Origin of the sequence: Micromonospora polyrhachis, assembly GCF_014203835.1 — a bacterium.
In the GTDB taxonomy this organism is placed as follows: Bacteria; Actinomycetota; Actinomycetes; order Mycobacteriales; family Micromonosporaceae; genus Micromonospora_H; species Micromonospora_H polyrhachis.
Genome location: NZ_JACHJW010000001.1, coordinates 6,309,444 through 6,327,179, shown reverse-complemented (window position 1 = coordinate 6,327,179; position 17,736 = coordinate 6,309,444). Strand labels below are relative to the sequence as shown.

Annotated in this window: 18 protein-coding genes; 8 read left to right on the top strand and 10 right to left on the bottom strand. The window is 66.9% G+C overall.

The annotated features are described in order from the left end of the window. Positions 1 to 159: 159 nt before the first annotated feature. The 3 genes from FHR38_RS27915 to FHR38_RS27905 all read right to left on the bottom strand — a co-directional run bounded on the left by FHR38_RS27915 (position 160) and on the right by FHR38_RS27905 (position 3,447). The gene (locus FHR38_RS27915) at positions 160 to 870 is read right to left on the bottom strand and encodes a VOC family protein (protein WP_184537787.1); all 711 of its coding nucleotides are present in this window, start codon (positions 868 to 870) and stop codon (positions 160 to 162) included. Between the two features lie 90 nt (positions 871 to 960). After that, positions 961 to 2,022, bottom strand: coding sequence for a hypothetical protein (locus FHR38_RS27910; protein ID WP_184537785.1), 1,062 nt, complete (start codon positions 2,020 to 2,022; stop codon positions 961 to 963). A 243-nt stretch (positions 2,023 to 2,265) separates the two neighbouring features. Continuing rightward, the gene (locus FHR38_RS27905) at positions 2,266 to 3,447 is read right to left on the bottom strand and encodes an IS701 family transposase (protein WP_184535331.1); all 1,182 of its coding nucleotides are present in this window, start codon (positions 3,445 to 3,447) and stop codon (positions 2,266 to 2,268) included. A 277-nt stretch (positions 3,448 to 3,724) separates the two neighbouring features. Between FHR38_RS27905 and FHR38_RS27900 the strand changes: the two genes are divergently transcribed. Continuing rightward, positions 3,725 to 5,023: an IS701 family transposase gene (locus tag FHR38_RS27900; protein ID WP_446685681.1), complete on the top strand. Its 1,299-nt coding sequence runs from the start codon at positions 3,725 to 3,727 to the stop codon at positions 5,021 to 5,023. Positions 5,024 to 5,078: 55 nt separating this feature from the next. On the opposite strand, the gene FHR38_RS27895 is transcribed toward FHR38_RS27900, so the two are convergent. Then, positions 5,079 to 5,939: a PfkB family carbohydrate kinase gene (locus FHR38_RS27895; RefSeq protein ID WP_184537783.1), complete on the bottom strand. Its 861-nt coding sequence runs from the start codon at positions 5,937 to 5,939 to the stop codon at positions 5,079 to 5,081. A 32-nt stretch (positions 5,940 to 5,971) separates the two neighbouring features. Continuing rightward, positions 5,972 to 7,483, bottom strand: a complete 1,512-nt coding sequence (locus tag FHR38_RS27890) for a helix-turn-helix domain-containing protein (protein WP_184537781.1) — start codon at positions 7,481 to 7,483, stop codon at positions 5,972 to 5,974. 176 nt (positions 7,484 to 7,659) lie between these two features. Between FHR38_RS27890 and FHR38_RS27885 the strand changes: the two genes are divergently transcribed. From FHR38_RS27885 to FHR38_RS27865, 5 genes are all read left to right on the top strand, one after another. Beyond that, the gene (locus FHR38_RS27885; RefSeq protein ID WP_184537780.1) at positions 7,660 to 8,268 is read left to right on the top strand and encodes a GOLPH3/VPS74 family protein; all 609 of its coding nucleotides are present in this window, start codon (positions 7,660 to 7,662) and stop codon (positions 8,266 to 8,268) included. Between the two features lie 17 nt (positions 8,269 to 8,285). Beyond that, positions 8,286 to 8,891, top strand: a complete 606-nt coding sequence (locus tag FHR38_RS27880; protein ID WP_184537778.1) for a GNAT family N-acetyltransferase — start codon at positions 8,286 to 8,288, stop codon at positions 8,889 to 8,891. Between the two features lie 110 nt (positions 8,892 to 9,001). Beyond that, positions 9,002 to 9,598: a GNAT family N-acetyltransferase gene (locus FHR38_RS33655; protein WP_184537776.1), complete on the top strand. Its 597-nt coding sequence runs from the start codon at positions 9,002 to 9,004 to the stop codon at positions 9,596 to 9,598. 524 nt (positions 9,599 to 10,122) lie between these two features. Beyond that, positions 10,123 to 10,782, top strand: a complete 660-nt coding sequence (locus tag FHR38_RS27870) for a C39 family peptidase (RefSeq protein ID WP_184537774.1) — start codon at positions 10,123 to 10,125, stop codon at positions 10,780 to 10,782. Between the two features lie 250 nt (positions 10,783 to 11,032). Next, positions 11,033 to 11,560, top strand: coding sequence for an SRPBCC family protein (locus FHR38_RS27865; protein ID WP_184537772.1), 528 nt, complete (start codon positions 11,033 to 11,035; stop codon positions 11,558 to 11,560). A gap of 63 nt (positions 11,561 to 11,623) precedes the next feature. Here the strand turns inward: FHR38_RS27865 and FHR38_RS27860 are convergent, their stop codons facing one another. The 5 genes from FHR38_RS27860 to FHR38_RS27840 form a co-directional block, all read right to left on the bottom strand. Then, on the bottom strand, positions 11,624 to 11,782 hold the full coding sequence (locus FHR38_RS27860) for a hypothetical protein (RefSeq protein WP_184537770.1): 159 nt from the start codon (positions 11,780 to 11,782) through the stop codon (positions 11,624 to 11,626). A 121-nt stretch (positions 11,783 to 11,903) separates the two neighbouring features. Beyond that, on the bottom strand, positions 11,904 to 12,665 hold the full coding sequence (locus tag FHR38_RS27855; RefSeq protein WP_184537768.1) for a YwiC-like family protein: 762 nt from the start codon (positions 12,663 to 12,665) through the stop codon (positions 11,904 to 11,906). Between the two features lie 7 nt (positions 12,666 to 12,672). Continuing rightward, positions 12,673 to 14,058 carry a multicopper oxidase domain-containing protein gene (locus FHR38_RS27850; RefSeq protein ID WP_312882446.1) on the bottom strand — a complete coding sequence of 462 codons (1,386 nt, stop codon included), beginning with the start codon at positions 14,056 to 14,058 and terminating at the stop codon, positions 12,673 to 12,675. A gap of 3 nt (positions 14,059 to 14,061) precedes the next feature. Then, entirely contained in the window at positions 14,062 to 15,375 is a 1,314-nt protein-coding gene (locus FHR38_RS27845) for a hypothetical protein (RefSeq protein WP_246446770.1), read from the bottom strand. After that, complete coding sequence (locus FHR38_RS27840) at positions 15,372 to 16,133, bottom strand: helix-turn-helix transcriptional regulator (protein ID WP_312882445.1); 762 nt, start codon at positions 16,131 to 16,133, stop codon at positions 15,372 to 15,374. Before FHR38_RS27840 ends, FHR38_RS27845 begins: the two co-directional genes overlap by 4 nt. A 49-nt stretch (positions 16,134 to 16,182) precedes the next feature. On the opposite strand from FHR38_RS27840, the gene FHR38_RS27835 reads away from it, so the two are divergent. Together FHR38_RS27835 and FHR38_RS27830 are read left to right on the top strand one after the other, a co-directional pair. Next, positions 16,183 to 16,998: a DUF2249 domain-containing protein gene (locus FHR38_RS27835; RefSeq protein ID WP_184537764.1), complete on the top strand. Its 816-nt coding sequence runs from the start codon at positions 16,183 to 16,185 to the stop codon at positions 16,996 to 16,998. A gap of 133 nt (positions 16,999 to 17,131) precedes the next feature. Beyond that, positions 17,132 to 17,575 carry a hemerythrin domain-containing protein gene (locus FHR38_RS27830; protein WP_184537762.1) on the top strand — a complete coding sequence of 148 codons (444 nt, stop codon included), beginning with the start codon at positions 17,132 to 17,134 and terminating at the stop codon, positions 17,573 to 17,575. Positions 17,576 to 17,736 lie beyond the last annotated feature (161 nt).

The window sequence follows — 17,736 nt, the reverse complement described above, 5'->3', positions numbered from 1 at the left end:
CGGCACCTCCATAGCAACCATCAGGTTGCTATAACCGTACAGCAACCCGATGTAGCGACAATTTCGTGCGATGACGTTCAGATCCACCACCCGGGCTTGGATCAGTGCCGGCTCCGTGAGGTGCCGCATCGATCGCCTTGACCGACTTCGGCGCAGGCCCTACTCCCAGCAGAGGCAGAACGGTTTGCCGGCCGGGTCCGCGTAGACCCGCCAGTTCGCCCCACCCGAGGAGAGGGAGGTGGCACCGAGCCTCAGCACCGCCGCCTCCGCCCTGTCGACGTCGTCGACCGTGACGTCGAGATGGAGCTGCTGCGGATACACGGGGTCGGGCCACCGAGGTGCGTGGTACTCGGTGACCTGCTGGAACATCACCGGCTGTGCCCCATCCTCGCCGATCATCGCCACACCCTCGCCCTCGTACGTGACGGGCTTGCCGAGAAGTTCCGCGTAGAACATGCTCAGCTCCCTGGCGTCCGGGCAGTCGAGCATCACGCCCATGAGCGTGGTCTCCTGCTTCGCAGGGAACAGGCACAGGTCGAACGGGTGCCCCGCCGGGTCGGCCAGCGTGTACCAGTTCTCGTTCTTGCGCAGCAGCGCGGCACCCAACTCGACCGCCTTCGCCGAGCCAGCGTCGAGGTCCGGCACACGCAGGTCGAAATGCGCCTGCTGCGGGTACGCCGGATCGGGCCACCGAGGCGGTAAGTGGTCCGGGCTGTGCTGGACGGCTACCCGCCACCCGTCCCCGGTTTCCAGCGTGATCCAGTCGTCTTCGGCGTACTGCTCGGTCCAGCCGCCCAGGGCGGTGTAGAACGCGGCGAGCCGCCGGGCGTCGGGTGCGTCGAGCGCCACCGTGCGCAACGTGCCGATCATCGGACACTTCCTCCTGAGTCACCGCCATCATGCTCGGAATGGCACGCCCGTACCTGCGCCTCAGGACCCGCCTCGCCCCGGCTGCCGGGCTCAGCTCAGCGCCAGCGGAATTTCCTCGGCTTTCGCCTGTAGCTGGTTGGTCGAGCCGGTGGTGAAGCGGATCGACCCGTTGAAGCCCAACCGCAACGTACCCCGACGGAAGGTGGCGGGCACCTGGAACACGGCCCAGACCGTTCCCGTCTTCACGGTGGACTGTAGGACGTGAAGCGCGACCTTCCCGTTCCGCTGTCGGGCGGTGTATCGCCGTGTCCCATCATCGAGCTGAGCCGACTTCGCCATGTCAAGCACCACCGACTCTGGATCGCAGCCCTGGCCACAGTTCGCCACGGTCATGGCGATCGGCACGACCAGCCAGGCTTGACCAACCGGGGCCCACCCCAGGCTGTACTCGGCCGGGGTGAGCTGCACCTGCGCGATGCGCGTATTGATACCGAATGGCGGAGTTCTGAACGAGAAACTCGGCCCGGCGGTCGCAGAGCGCTTCGGCAAGGTGGGATAGAGCCCGGCGACCTCGTTGATCCGCTGACCGGTGCGCAGGTCCAGGGACTGTGGCCGCCCGTCTGCGGCAGTCACCGTGACCGGCGCCCCGACCGGTGCGCTCACCACCAGCAGCTCGCTGACCCGTGGGCCGCCCAGGGCAACCGGCCGCCGGCCTCCTATCTGCACTGACAGCTTTTCCTGAGATCCTTTGTCGTCCGGTGCCTTGAGCAGTGAATACTCGGGAAGCAGCGAACCGCTGCCGAGCTGGACCACCACGAACTCGTGCCCCGCTGCGGCCTGCACCGCCCGGCCACCAGCCGTAATACTGCCGTTCGGAGACGACGAGGCCCGAGCGTCGGTCAACATCATGGCTGGGGTGAGCGTCGGGCTCACGGCGAAGGCATCGACGGAGAGGCTGTATCCCAGGCCGACGATCAACGACTTCGAGGCGTCCGGTGCGGTGGGGGTGAGCCCCAACCGCTCCAATTTGCCACGACCGTAGCCGATGAATTCGGCGGGGGCGCTGACCGAGGGCTGGGTCGGAGTCGGTGTAGCCCGACCACCGCCCGAATCGCCCTGCCCGCACCCGGCCAACAGCACCGTCGTGGTCATCGCAAGCGAAAGAAACAATCGACGCATCAATCCCTCTCCCCCGTCGGCGTCGATTAGACCACGAGCCGTCGACCATTCCTGGCGCAGCACATAGGGGTGGGCCGGAGACCGGCCCCTAATACTCCAGCAGCACTTGCTGGAATCGGAGTCTTCGCTGGTAGTGGCTGACTTTGGCGCGGTACTGGTGTCGGCGTCGCCATCGTGACCATCGATGGGTGTGGTCGAAGGGTCGGGTGTTGGTGGTTAGGTGTGCCAGGAGACGGCGGATCTCGCCCAGGGTAAGAGGGATGAGGCCGTCCCGTTCGGATTCGGAGCCCCCTTTTCCGCGCCTGCGGCGGTGACGGCGAGGAAGGCGTGGGCCACCATAACCAGGGTTATGTGCCGGTACCAGGCGCCGTACCGACGCACCTGATAGTGATCGAGGCCGGCCTCAGTCTTGGCGGTCTGGAAGCACTCCTCGATCGCCCAACGGGTTCCGGCAATGCGGATCAGCTGCTCGTCTTGGGTGCCTGCGGGGCCGAAGCACAGGTAGTAGGCCAGGTCCGTGGGGTCGGTGATGCTGCGTCGGATCAACAGCCAGTGGCCGTAGCTGTCGTCGGTGTCGGGCAGGGAGGCCACGGCCCAGTCATAGAGCCGCGGTCCCTTGGCGCCGTCGCCGCAACTGCGCCGCTTCCACGCCGGGGCCGGCGCGGCGGCGGCGAGGACGTCCGGGCGGGAGCTGCCCACCGTGGTCGGGACCCGCTGGTTGCGGGGCACGGCCAGGACGTATCCGATGCGCCGCTGCTGCAGCCAGGTCCGGAACTTGGAGTCCTGTCCGTAGGCCTCGTCCGCGGTGACCCATCTCGCTGGCAAGCCGGCGGTGATGGCGCGTTCGAGCATTCGCAGCCCCAGCGCGGGCTTCGTGGCGAACCCGACGCTGGCCGCGATGCCGGCTTCCTCGCGGCGGGCGGGGTCGTCGCACCAGCCACGGGGCAGATACAACTCCCGGTCGATCAGCGTGCGCCCGGCCGGGCTGGCATAGGCCAGGAACACCCCGAGCTGGCAATTCTCCGTCCGCCCGGCTGTGCCCGAGTACTGACGCTGCACCCCGGCCGACTTGATGCCCTTCTTCAGGAACCCGGTCTCGTCGACGATCAGCACCCCGTCGTCGTCGCCGAGGTGCTCGGACACGTAGGCGAACAGGTCATCGCGGACCGCATCCGGGTCCCACGCCGACCGGTTGAGCAGCCGCTGCATCCGATCCGGCGTCGCGTCGCCGGCGGCCTCGGCCAGGGTCCAGCCGTTCTTGCTGGCCAGGGGTGACAACAACCCGACCACGTAGGTCAGCGCCTGCCGGCGCGGCTCCGCCCGCCCAAACCGGTGCGCGAACCGCGCCAGCAGATCATCCAGACCCGCCCGCCAGCCCACAATCTCATCGATCAACACAAGCACGGGAGCTTGCCCGCACTGCGACTGGCCACAACAGACAGACAGTGCGACCACGCGAACCACCGACCGATAGCATCGACATGCGCAGCTGCGTGGTCGAGTCAACTCCGACATCGATCATGGCGATGAGCTGCTGAAACCTCAGATGAGGCAACTGCGGCTGGAGTACTAATACTCCAACGTCACTTGGCTTTGGCGTTGGGCGTGGCGTGGGTATGAGGACGGCCACCGCGTAGATCATCGATGGTTTGTGAGGACAATCGAAGATCGTGCGGTGGCCGTGGGCCATAGCGTAGACCCTGCCGGGTGGCGGGTCATTCTGGACGAGGCGAAGGCGCGTGTCGCGGGCCGGTTCGTGCGGGCGGAGCCACGCCAGACGGCCGGGCAGTTCGTGGAAGGGCTGCTGTCGGACGTGGAACGTAAGACCTGCTGGTCGTTGGCGGAACGGGCTGGTCACGCTGATCCGCAGGCGATGCAGCGGCTGCTGCGTACGGCGGTGTGGGACGCAGACGCCGTGCGTGATGACGTGCGGGATTGGCTGGTGGAGCATCTCGGACACCCCGATGCGGTCCTGGTCGTCGACGAGACGGGGTTCCTGAAGAAGGGCGTGTGTTCGGTCGGGGTGCAGCGGCAGTACGCCGGCACCGCCGGCCGGGTGGAGAACAGCCAGGTCGGGGTGTTTCTGGCCTACGTGACGCCTGCCACGCGGGCGATGATCGACCGCAGGCTCTACCTACCCGAGACAACCTGGTGTGACCGGCCGGACCGTCTCGCCGCCGCTGGTGTCCCCGAGGGAGAGGTCTGGTTCGCTACGAAACCTACCCTGGCCCGGCAGATGATCACGGCCGCGTTGGACGCTGGTGTTCCGGCTGGCTGGGTGACCGGCGACGAGGTTTACGGCGCCGACCCCGGCCTACGCGCTGACCTGGAACACCGCGCAATCGGCTATGTCCTGGCGGTCGGCTGCGACCGACGCGTGGCGGTCAACGACGGCCGCACCCTGGTCCGCGTCGACGATCTCGCCGAACGGATCCCCACCAGCCAGTGGCAGCTACACAGTTGCGGGCCAGGGGCGAAAGGTCCCCGTGACTACCTGTGGGCGTGGATCACCACCGCCACCAACCAGGGTGAGCATCGGTGGTTACTCATCCGCCGCAACCGCACCACCGGTGAGCTGGCCTTCTACCTGTGCTGGACGCCCCACCCGGTGCCGCTACACACCCTTGTACGAGTAGCCGGCTCCCGTTGGAGCATCGAGGAACTGTTCCAGACCGGCAAAGGGCAGGTCGGCCTGGACCACTACCAGGTCCGCGGCTGGACCGGCTGGCACCGCCACATCACCCTGACCATGCTCGCCTTGGCCGTCCTGACCATCCTCGCCGCCACCGCGCAACAGTCCGACGCCAATCCGGAGCTCATCGCGTTGACCGTCCCCGAGATCCGCCGACTCCTCAACGTTTTCGTCCTCGCCGTATCGCTACCGCCAGCACACACCCTGCGCTGGTCGATCTGGCGGCGAACATCGCAAGCCCGAGCCCGACGATCCCACTACCAGCACAGACAGGCGAAGTGACGTTGGAGTACTAATAGCAGCCTTACCAGCAACCCATGAGAATCGGGTTCCCGGCTCATGTTGTCGCTGGCGGACGTGGCCCCAAGTGCTGGACAGCCGTGCTTCCCGCCTCCACAGCTCGCACTATGGCATCGCGAAGAGGCACCTTCCGCGCCAAATGCGCGGCAAGGACGCCAAGAAACGCATCTCCAGCGCCGCTGGTGTCCACCACCCGCACCCGATCCGCTGGGACACGTGCGGCACCATCAGGTCCGCAGTAGGCAGCACCACGGGCTCCTACGGTAACTATGGCGGTCCGAACACCGAGCTTACACAGGTCGCGAGCAGCATCCATCGGGTCATCGGCGCAATACCCAAGAACGGCTGCCGCCTCGACGTCGTTCACGACATAGAGATCAAGGCCGGCCAGCACCCCCGTCCCGATGCCTGGATCCGGCACCAGATTGCCAATTCGTATATCCGTGTGCTGGCACCGTAGACCAGCTTCGACACTCTCTGGTTGCAGGTCGAGTTGCGTTACGACCACCGGAGGGCTTAGGCAGTCAAGCCTTGTACGTACCTGCTCGGGGGTTAGCTCCGTCTCCGGTGAAAGCGCAAGAATGATGCGGTTCTCTCCGTCTGCCCCGATCTCGATAATCGCCGCGCTGGTCGACGCAGATGGCACGAGGGAGAAGCAGGAGGTGTCCACCTGTGCAGCTTGAAGAGCTTGTACGACGAGATTGCCCCACTGGTCCTCGCCAGCGTTACCGAGCAACCCCACGCGTGCGTTGGCACCGGCAGCAGCAATCGCCTGGTTCAGGCTCTTTCCTCCGGCGGAGATCATCGCAGGCGAAGAGGCAAACATCGTCCGCCCGGGGGTCGCACGACCTGCAACTCGTACGGTGATGTCCACGTTGGCGCGGCCGATGAAGAGCACGTCGAGCGCCTCTGGTTGACCTACTCGACTCACTACGGCATGCCCATCTGTTCCAGCAGACCCCGCACTGACGGTTCCGCCCGGAAGGGGCCGAGTTTGCCACACAAGGCAACCAGGTTGTTCCGGATTCTCGCTGATCCAGTAGCCATGGCCAGGGCCAACGCCTCACTGGCCGCCACAGCGGCCTGATCGGGTTCTATAGCAGCAAGGTAGGCATGGGCGGTTCGAGAGAGGTACATCCCGCGCTCACGGCGGTAGCTCTCTGGCCACTCTTCAACGGCTGCTGTAAAGCACGTAACAGCGTTGCCCGGCTCATTGAGGCGAAGCCACCCTTCGCCTTCCTGGGCATCGAGGTACGGCCACGTACAGAATGCCCCGAGCGCATCGGTACCACCCTCGGCAACCGAATCGTCGCGGATCAGAAGTCGAGCTCGGTCCAGCGCCGACTGGAAGCCGTGGACGTCACCGGCGGCGGCGCATCCTTGAGCCTCCTGAACGGTAGCGAAGGCACGTACAAGCACTGGCGCATCGGGAGTCCGAGCAGCCGCTCGTGCGAGGCCGATCACACGGTCCTCGTCACCTGTGCCGGATACCCGCTGTGCTCTTCGCGCCAGAACGTACGCGTAGAACGCGCCGTCGTTGGCTTCCTGCGCCATGCTCGCCGCTCGATCCAGCCATTGGGCCCCAGTGACACCATCACCTAGATCGTCACTGAGCCAGCTACCAAACTCGCTCCATCGCGCCTCCGCGCCCAACAGGCGCTCGCGGAGAAAACCGCGAGCCTGTCGCCGGAACTGAGCGATGAGGACCGTCTGCTGTTGAACAGTCGGCAGGATGCTCGTCCCGCCGAGCTTGTCGTCCGCTTGGACAAGAAGTGCCCGGAGTGCGGCGAAGTGCTCCACAAGCGCCGGATCGACGGTCGATGAGGCAGGCGGGGCTTCCACACTGGCCATAGGAGCAGCAGCAACGGTCGCCGCCAACTCTAGCAACGCTCGTCGCCGTATGCGGAACGGCTGTGTTTGCCCGCCGGACATGATCGCAAGGGTAACCGTATCCAGACCGTCTGGGTCCCTGCTGGCGGGTATCAGATCCTCAGCCACAAGCCTCAACTGCGGCTCGCTGACCATCAGGCCCTGGGCGCTGTCGGCCGCCGTCTCAGAAGTCGGCCCGACGTTCTCCGCTGCCATTGGTCCCATCAGATCTACGACCTTGGCAAGGCGGATCTGGTCCCGCTCTCGAGCCATCTGAACCTTGTGTCGCCTCTCCAGTTCAGCAAACTGTCGGTAGGCGGCGAACAACACCCCGCCTGCGGACAACTGGCGATCCACCGACTGCCAAAACCCGAGCGGCGCATGTTCACGACCGACCTCAACATTTGCAACCGCGCTTCTGGAGTATCCGATCCGCGGGCCCAGGCCGACCTGTGTCAAGCCCGCAGCCAACCGCCATGCCGCCAGTTGCTTACCAAGATCTCGACGCGCCTCGGCTACCTGCTCTGCCGTAATCGTCTCGGACACCATCACCGCTTTCCGGTCAGTTGTCACTGGATTGTCGCTGTCCAGGTCGCCTCTCGCCGACACACCTAGCGACCGACTGTGATGATCCTGTCACAACCAATCGAAAGAGGACCGCATCACCACCCTCCGAATGCGTACAACCAAGATCGCCACTGACGAATGGCTTATTACACCAATGCCGCACCAATCACGGAAGACCACGGATGACGATGCTCGCTGATGACTTCTTCCGGCTCGCCCATGATGACGTGACGGGGCGGCTGCGCCTGAGCCACCGGACCATCTCGGTCGGGCTGGCTGCCGCGCTGCTGGGTGAGCTGTTGGCGCTGCGTCGCATCCAGATCGTCGCGAGCGGGGACGTACGCATCATCGACCGGACGCCGCCCGAGGACGCGGTGGCACACATGGTTCTGGAGCGCCTGGTCCTGGAGCCACGCAGCCGGTCCCTGCTGGTCTGGGTGGATCGGGTGGCGCAGTCGGCGTACGTCGATGTCGCTGGCCGCCTGATGCGGGCCGGGCAGCTACGCGTCCAGGTCTCACGGCGACTGATCGGGCGGGTCGTGACGCTCTTCCTGCCGACCGACATGAACCAGGCGGCCCGGCCGATGGCGTTGCTCTCCACCCAGTTGCGTTGGCGGGACCCACTGAACCAACACGACAGCCACCTGGCCGGGCTGGTGCTGACAACCGGTCTGGACCGGTACGTCCTCGACGGTGCTCCGGCGGTGGCCCGGGGATATCTCCGCTTCGTCGTGGAGCACCTGCCGCCGCCGATGCCACAACTGCTGCACGCCGCTCGTGTCCACCTCTGACGAAAGGCACTGCACTGATGACCAACCTGCCGGTCGTACGCCGGGCTCGATATGCCGAGGTGGGCGTCATCGCCGCCCTGGTGGCCGAGTCAGGCCACACGCTACCGATCACGGCCTGGCTCGTCCCCGACGAACTCGGACGCTGCGCGATCCTCATCGAAGCTGTCCGGATCTGGGTGGAGCACGCGCTCTTCTTCGGCGAGATCGACGTCATCTGTGACGAGGACGGTCTCGCCGGAGCGGCCGTATGGTTCCACCGCTACCGGCCCATTCCACCCCCGACCGCGTACGAGGCACGCCTCGCCGCCGCCTGTGGCGGACACGGCGAGCAGATCACCACCCTCGGCGCGCTGCTCGACGGTCAGCGCCCCGAGAAGGCACATCAGCACCTCGCTTTCCTGGCCGTCACCGCCGACCTGCACGGCACCGGCATCGCCACCCGGCTGCTCGACCACCACCACAGGCGGCTCGACCAGTACGGCACTCCGGCCTATACCGAGGCGTACACCGATGGCCACCAAAAGCTGCTCACCCGACACGGCTACCAGCCCCGCCCTGCCCTGCACCTGTCCCGCTACAACAGCATCCAGCCCATGTGGCGGCCGGGCAGTTCCGAGACCTGATTCCCACCCCTGGCTCGCCCCGACCACCCCGGGGGGGCGAGCCCTGGCACCGGCAGCGCTGCGCGGCAACGTACGCCGACCGGTGCCGACGCGGCGGGACCGCCGCCTGCATGTCCCCAGGCGGCGGCCCCGCCGTGACTACCGTGTGCTTCCATGGTTTGGTGAAACAACAGGAGCACCTTGCTACGGGTAGCACTCCGACGCCGGTTCTCCGACCACGCAACGAGGCTGACCTCGATGAATGTGTCCGCATCCTCGGGGCGGTCCACGAGCGTGACGGCTATCCCGTGAACTGGCCGGGTCAGCCCGACGAGTGGCTGACGCCGCCTCTCCTACTCGCATCCTGGGTGGCGGAGCTGGGGGGCCAGGTCGTCGGTCACGTTGGCCTGTCCCGCAGCGGGGCTGGGGATGCCGCGCCGGTCCTGTGGTCCCGCCAGGCCGGCGTACCCGTGACGGACGTCGCTGTGATCAGCCGCTTGTTCGTCTCACCTGCGGCCCGTGGACATGGGATCGGAGCGCTGCTGATGGCGAGGGCCGTGCAGCATGCGCAAGAAAGTGGCCTGCATCCGGTCCTCGACGTCGTCGCTTCGGACACTTCGGCCACCGTGCTCTATCGGCGCCTCGGGTGGGATTTACTCGGGACCGTGGATCAACAATGGAGTCCGAGCCAGACCGTGACCGTGCACTGCTACGCCGCGCCCGCATGATCTGGTTGTCCGGCATGTCCTGGCCGGTGTAGTCAAGGGGCGACCCTGGGCAGAAGCTGCCACCAGATCACCGCAAAAGATGCACCGCTTCTGAGTGCTTTCGATGGCCTCGGCGTACCATGCCGGCGTTGTGCAACCCAAGCGCAATGGACGAGATGTCCGAAATCGTCGTTCGAGCGGCCAGACGTCGCCGACGTCCTCATGATCGGCACTGGTCGGTGTCCGGATCCGCGGAATGACCCCCCACCCCCAGGCGTTGAACCCACCGACGCCCGGAGCAGCACCCCCCACCTCCGGCCTCCCCGGACAGCCCCCGGCGACCAACAGGTCCGCCCCCCGGCACCCGGGCCCCGGCGGAAATAGCCTCCGGCCCACAGTCGTTACACCCCCGGGACACCCAAGGAAGACACACAGCGAACCAGGGTTTCCCCCTTCCTACTTACTCCATTCCCTTTGTTCGCGGCACCCCACACCCCCACGTGGCGCGCGTGCCGCACACCCCCGGAACGAAAGGAACCACCATCATGAACACCACCACCCTGCGCAAGACCGCCCTCGGCATCGCCGGCCTCGCCTTCACCGGCGGCCTCGCCGCCGCCCCCTTCACCACCACCCCCGCCCACGCCGACACCGGCAAGCCGGCCGCCAAGGTGCAGCACGACAAGCGCGACAGCGGTAAGGCCAAGGAACTCGACCTCAAATACGAAGCCCAAACCAACTTCTACTACTGCGGCCCCGCCGCCACCCGAAACGCGTTGAGCGCCTCCGGCCACCACATCAACCAAGACGAAGCCGCCAAGCAACTCGGCACCACCGAAGACGGCACCAACTCCGCCGAAGACACCACCCGCGTCCTCAACAAGGTCGTCGGCGGCGACAAGTACAAAACCATCGCCATCCCCGACCGGTCAGCCGACGACAAGCAGACCAACAAACTCGCCGACGACATCCGCAAGGCAGTCGACAACGGCCGCGCCGTCGTCGCCAACATCGCCGGCACCGCCACCGACACCGAAGGCAGCACCCACTCCTTCCAAGGCGGCCACTACATCTCCGTCACCGGCTACACCGACAACGGCAACAAGGTGAAAATCGCAGACTCCGCCAACCCCAACACCGCCAGCTACTGGATGACCACCGACAACCTCGCCGACTGGATCGCCACCCGCGGCTACTCCGCCTGATCCAGACACACAAACAACACAACGAAGGGCCAGCCCCACACCGGGCTGGCCCTTCGTCGTCTTGGCTCACAGGGTCGAGTTTGTGAACGTCTGTTGTAGCCAGAGCAACAATGGATGCACTCAAACCGACGGAAGAGTACGGCCAAGACGATCTTGGGCAACTCTCCATGCCAGACATCGACGCCCGAGATCGGGAACTACTCGTCTAGGGTCGGTGGCACCTGGGTTCCCGGCAGCTGGAGGTGGGCGCATGCGGTACGTCGACAGGCCCCGTACGCAATGCGAAATCCTCGTCGGGGCACCGCTACCCCAAGTGTGGGAACTGGTGGTCGACATCGAGCTGCCGGCTCGACTCAGCGACGAGCTGCACCGGGTCGAGTGGATTGACGGGACAGCCGAGGCGACGCTCGGAGCCCGGTTCCTCGGCTACAACCAGAACCGGTGGTTCGGCGAATGGCGCATGTTGTCGCAGGTCGTCGAGCTGGAACCGAACCGTGTCTTCGCCTGGGCGGTCATGGACGTCGACGGCCGGTTCGGTCCGGCCACCGAGGATCCCACCAGCGCGTCGGCGACCTGGCGGTTCGACCTGGAACCGGAGACGGACGGCGTCCGGCTGCGGGAGTCGGTACGCGTCGGCCCGGGGCGCTCCGGCCTCAACCTCGCCATCGAGCGCTTCGGCGACGAAGAGAAGCAGGTAACCGGTCGTCTCGACATGCTGCGGGAGAGCATGCAGCGTACGTTGGCAGGCATCAAGGCACTCGCGGAGACCGACCGATAGCGACGCGGCGGGATGCGGGTCCGGTCCAGCCGGGCCCGCATCCGCACAGCGCAGATGATGATGTCAGCGCTTGGCCTGCTGCTTGGCCATCGCCGGCTCCATCCCCTTGCCGACCTTCTTCAACGCCTCTTTCAGCTGCTGCTCGCTCATCTTCGAGCTGCCCTCGATGCCCGCTTGGTGGGCACGCTGGCGCATCTCGTGGAGCTGATCCCGGTTGCCCATGTCGGTCTTCCCTCCTGGCGATGAGGACGGCTGTCGTCGCCCCTCCCTCTGCTCGACGCTTGGCTTCCCGGGGTCGTGGAACCCAAACCGATCCGGGCTGATCAGCACTGCCCGGTGCTGATCAGCCGAGGGTGAGGGCGAGGGCGACAATCAGCAGCAGGGAGTTGACGATCTCCAGGATGCCCACCTGCTTCGGGGTGGCTCGACGCTGCGGCAGCAGCCAGGCCCGCAGCAGCAGAAGCCCGAAGAGTACGGTGAGCGGCCATCCCCACCAGACCGACAGCCCCAGGGCCAGCAGGTGGAAGAGCACCGAGACGACCCGATACGTCGTGCTGCCGCGTTCCCGGATCATCGTCTTGACGTAGAGGACGGTGCCAGCGAAGTAGGCCAGCACGGCCAGGAACGCCATGCCGAGTCGCGTCACCGGCACCCCGGCGACGGTCGCGGCGACGAAGACCATGAGGCAGCTCTGCAACACCGATGCCAGATCGTTGACAACGGCACGTTCCCGACGTCGCCACGCGTAGCCGACGTTGACGGCGAGCAGCACGGCGTAGGCGGGGGCATACCAGAGCAGGGTCGGGTACAGGGCGACGACCAGCCCACCGAACAGGATCGTCGGTGGGCCGTAGGCGAGCAGTTGGGCGCGGAACCGTCGTGGCCGCCGGGTCTTGACCGCCTGAAGGGCGTAGTAGGAGAGCAGGTAGCCGCTCAGCCAGGCACCGAACAGCGGAAGGTGCGCCCACCGGAAGCCGGCGGCGAGCACGCCGACCAGCCAGGGTACGACCAGCATCGCCCACGCACCATGCTGGGGCGGCACGAACTGGCGTACGGTGCGACGGCGGGCCGCCGGGCGTGCCCTGGCCACGGAGCCGGTTGTCATGGTCGGCTCACTCGACCTGGAAGATGCCCTTGGCACCGCGTTCGGCGTCCACCATGACGTGGTTCACGAACGGATAGTTGCCGGCCTCGGGGAAGACGGTTTCCACGAATCCACCGGAGGCCGGGCTGATGTCGAGCACCTGGGCGGCTCCCGGGTCGCTGGGGCGTAGTTGCCACTGCCCCTCCTGGTAGACGGTATCGAAGTGGGCGCCAACGATGTGGAAGGCGCTGATCCGGTTGGGACCGGCGTTGAGCACCCAGATCCGTACGCGGTCGCCCGTGCGGGCGGTCAGGGGACGGTGGACGTACTGGGCGACATAGCCGTTGAAGACTACGGCGTCAGGCTGCTCAGCCTGCATCTTGGCCAGGTCGCCCGACTCACCGTCGGCACCAAGATACAACTCCGACTGGATGAGGACGTATTCGTGGTCGACCGCCGGCAGGTTGGGGGGGTCGATGATCACGGCGCCGTACATGCCGTTGCCGATGTGGTGCAGCATCGGCATCGTCGAACAGTGGTACATCCAGATGCCGGCCTTGGTGGCGGTGAACCGGTAGACCAGTCGCTGACCGGGATCGATGGGCCGCATCGGCTCATCGGGAGCGAGCGCACCGGCGTGGAAGTCGATGCCGTGGTCGAGGCTGCCGTCGTTGATCAGGGTGATCTCGAACACGTCACCTATCTTGCCCCGCAAGATCGGCCCCGGGCTGGTTCCGTTGAACGTCCACAGTTTCTGCCGTACACCGGGGGCGACCTCGCTCACGACCTCCTGGACGCGCAGTTCCAGCCGGTGCACACGGGCAGCGGGGGTAGCCGGTGCGGTGGCGTCCCGAGCCGTGAAGCCGGCATCCGGCGTGGCCATCGCGTCGATGCGAGGGGTTTCGGTGCTCGGCGTGGCGGTGTGGTTGCCGTGACCGGTCGTGTCGGTGCTGGTCGGGTTGCCGGTGGTGGTGATGGTGAGGGTCATGCCGGACTGGCGATGCCCGGGTAGTGAGCACCAGCCCTCGACGGTGGTGCCGATGACGCCGGCATCGAGACGAACGGTCTGACCGACGCCGACGGAGTCCGTCTTCACCCCGGTGGCCAGTACGAGGTCGTGACGGCGCTCGTCCTTGTTGGTGAACTCGATGATCAGTCGGTTACCGGGGGGAACGGTGATCTTGTTGGGGTGGTAACGCATGCCTTCGGCGGTCACGGCGACGGTCGTGGTCTCGCCGGTGGCCGCGACGCCGGCCGCCGCCGAGGCGAGCTGGGTGCCACCATCCGAGGCGGTCCGTTGGGCGACCACACCGATGAGTGTGGCCAGTAGGACCAGGGCCAGACCGACGGCGACGCCGCCGAGCGGACGACGGGGTGGCGTGGGAGCCGGCACGGGGGTGGGAGCGTTGGACACCGGTTACCTCCGGGAGGTGAGCAGGACCCGGACGGCCGGGATGAGGAACTGCAGCAGGGCGACCACGACCAGCATCGACGTGGTGATCCGCACGTACGGCGGCGTCGGCAGGACGAAGACGGCCAGCGCGGCGTTGCCCATGGCGACGCGTTGCGGCCAGTGCCGATCCAGCATCGCGGTCCGTTCTCGGACCCGGGCCGGGCCGCCGCCAAGGGCCACGGGCAGCAGGTAGGCCAATGCGCCGACGAGTACCTGGGCGGCGAAGCCGACCAGGAGGGGGACGAGCACGTCGCCGAAGCTGCTGGCGACCTCCGCCGGACCGGGTGCGGTCAGCAGCGTGCCGAGGTCGACGGCGAGGGCGACGAGCAGCCATCCGCCGGCGATGGCGATCGACCACGCGGCGAAGGAGGCCGGTGGCTTTCCCCTGGCGACGGTGACCGCCGGCCGTAGGACGATCACCGCGGCGATAGCGACCAGCGCCAGTCCGCCCACGGCCACCGGCCGCCACCAGGCGAGCAGTCCGGTGCCGAGCAGCGCGAGGCCGGTCAGGGCCAGCGGCAGGGCGGTGCCGGCGGCCCGTACGGCATCGTCGGCCATCCGGGTACGCAGCACGGTGGGCCACAGGGTGAGCAGCGTGCCGAGAATTGTCAGGGTCACCCAGCCGAGCACGTTGATGTGGGCGTGGAACAGCAGTAGTCGGGGTCGACTGTCGTCGTCGACGACCAGCATCCAGGCACCGACGGGGATGCCGACCAGCAGCACGGTCGCGGCGGCGAGGTAGTAGCGGACCGTTATCGAGAAGCGGGCCGGCAGGGACGCCCGTAGTCGGCGGGTCAGCCAGGTCAGGTGGGCGGTGATGGCGGCAAAGACGACGGCCGCACCTGCCACGCCCACCCACGGCCGGTCGGTGCCACCGCCGGTCAGTACGCCGACGATTCCGACGTTGAGCAGGGCCAGCCGCAGACCTTCGGCACGTCGGCTGGTGGGGGCTGGGACCCGCAGTACGGCGGCGGTGAAGTGGGCGCTCCAGATCAGGATCGCGTTGGTGACCGCACCGAGGAGCAGGAGGTGGATGGCCAGCCAGTACCACGATGGCATGAACTGGTGGACGAACGCGATGACGACGAGCGACGCGAGGTACACCAGTGGTATGGCGGAGGTGCGGCGGTGCCAGTTCGCTCTGCCGGTGGCACCAGTGGCACCGGTGCCCCGGGTGTTCAGGACGGGCAACTGCCGATCGGCGGGGACCTCGACCGGCTCGGCGGGAACCTCGACCGGCTCGCGATGAGACGGGTTCGTCGGCCATGCGGTGGTCATGCCGGGCCCCGCTCGTCCGCTGGCTCGGCTCGCCCGCCCGCTGAACCAGTTTGCTCATCGGCTGGTTCGTTCAGGGACAACCGGACCACGCAGGCGGTGGGTGCGCCGAACGGTTCCAGTACGGCGGTGCTGGCGGGGGCACCGGCCTGCTCCAGGGCACCACGGATCACCCCGACGTGCAGGCCGCACATCGCATCCGGGTTACGCCCCACGAGTTCCAGGAAGGGGCAGGTGTGCAGGTGCACCTCGGCCACGCCCGATTCGGCCGCCTCTGGCGCGGCCAACTGAGGCTTGAAGCCGAGCCCGTCGAGGACGTTCAGGACGGTCTTGACCGGCCCGTCGTTGCTGTCCGTCGCGGCGGCGAGGTGTCGGCCCCAGTTCCGACCGACGTTGCCGGCCAGGGTCCGTATCTCGCCTTCGGTGCCGCCCAGTTGATCAAGCAGCGCGGCGGCCAGTGACCGGTACGGTGCCGGCGCCGGAATGTCATCGGCCGTGGCCCGGTATCGCCAGGCGGGACGTCCGGGCTGGCCACCGCTGGCTCGCGCCTTCACCAGCAGTCCTGCTTCGACGAGGCGGTCGAGGTGGGCCCGGGTGGTGGAGAGATGTAGCCCGGCACGCTCGGCCACCTCTGCGGTGTTCATGCCACCCTCGGCACTGCGCACGATCTTCAGGATTTCCACCCGGCTGGCTGCGGCCAACGCCCGGTGGTGTGACCTGTCGATCGTCTCCCCGATCGGCCCTGTTCTGGATGTTTCCACGGTAGATAACGTTACAACGTCAAACACCCTCAAAACTCGGGAGAGCGTCATGTCACAGCCGGACCTCGCCGCTGACCGCCGGGCCGCGCAGGCCGTCGTACAACATCACAGCGAACTCGCCGCCGCCCTCAACTCCCACACCAGCCGATTGCTGGACGCGGCTGCTCACGGCGACGAGTCGCAGGCACTTCGGCACCGGGACGAACTGGTCCGCTGGTTGCACGACGAGTTGCTGCCACACGCAGCGGCCGAAGAAGCCGCGATGTATCCGCTGGCGGCGAAATATGATCTCGGCAAGCTGCTGGTGGCGGGCATGCTCGCCGAGCACGTCGCCATCACCGCCCTGGTCCGCGAACTGGAGGCCGCGACCCAGCCGGTGACCGCCGCCGCTGCCGGGCGCGCCCTCGCCGCCCTGTTGGCCGTACACCTGGTCAAGGAGAACGATCTCGTCGTACCGCTGCTGGTCGACGCCGAGGACGTGTCCCTGGCCGAGGTCCTGGACGGCATGCACGACCTGCTCGGCTCGGCGGCACACGGCGGCGGCGGGGGCGGTGGCGGATGCGGCGGCGCGTGCGGGTGTGGCGGTGACGCCGCGAACGCCGCCGACGCCACGCCTGCGGTGCTGAGCATCGATCCCCGGCTGGACGTCCGGGACCTGCCGCACGGACAGCGGCACGCCCAGGTGCTGGCCGCACTGGACGCCCTGCCGGCGGGCGGCGCGTTGGTGCTGATCGCCCCGCACGCGCCCCGGCCGCTGCTGGCCGAGGTCGGCCAGCGCTATGGCGACCAGATGGCCACCGAATGGCTGCAGACCGGTCCGGACGTGTGGCAGGTACGCCTGGAGCGCGTCTCGGTCCCGGCCTAGCCGGAACAAGCCCTGATCGCCGGGACGAATCCTACCCTCTCGTCCCGGCGTCCCTGGGTCTTTCGGCCCTGCATGGTCCGAAAAAGAGGAGGACGATGGAAATCGTTCACGTACCGGCAAAGGAGATGGACCCGTGTGTAACTACTGTGGCTGCCGGGACTTCCCAGTGATCGCGCAGCTCTCCACCGAGCACGAGGACATCACCAACGCCACCGGTCGGCTACGCACCGCGATCACGCAGGGTCACCAGGATGAGTGCTTCTCGGCGCTCGACACCCTGCTCGACCTGCTGATGCCGCACACCACCGGCGAGGAAAACGGTCTGTTCGTCGAGCTACGGGACGAGGGAAGTCTCACCGAAGCGGTCGAGAAACTGTGTGCTGAACATGACGACATCCATGGCGTACTAGGCTCAGTCGACCGCTCCGCTCCGGACTGGGGCGGCGTACTCGCCGCGCTTGACCGCCTGGTGCGACACATCGACAACGAGGAGCACGGGCTCTTTCCCGCCGCTGTCATCGCCCTGCCGATCACCGCCTGGGACCGGATCACGCCGGCGGCGGGGATGCCGGGCTGACGCCCACACCTCCGGTTGACGTGACATCGCCCATGGGTGAGCGGTGTCACCGTACACGAAAACTCAGGACCTTCGGCCCAGTCGTACCGTCAAGAAATTCCCCTCAGAGTTGCGTTGGTTTCCACTCACCGGTTGCGAATTGATCTAACCGGCACCAACGT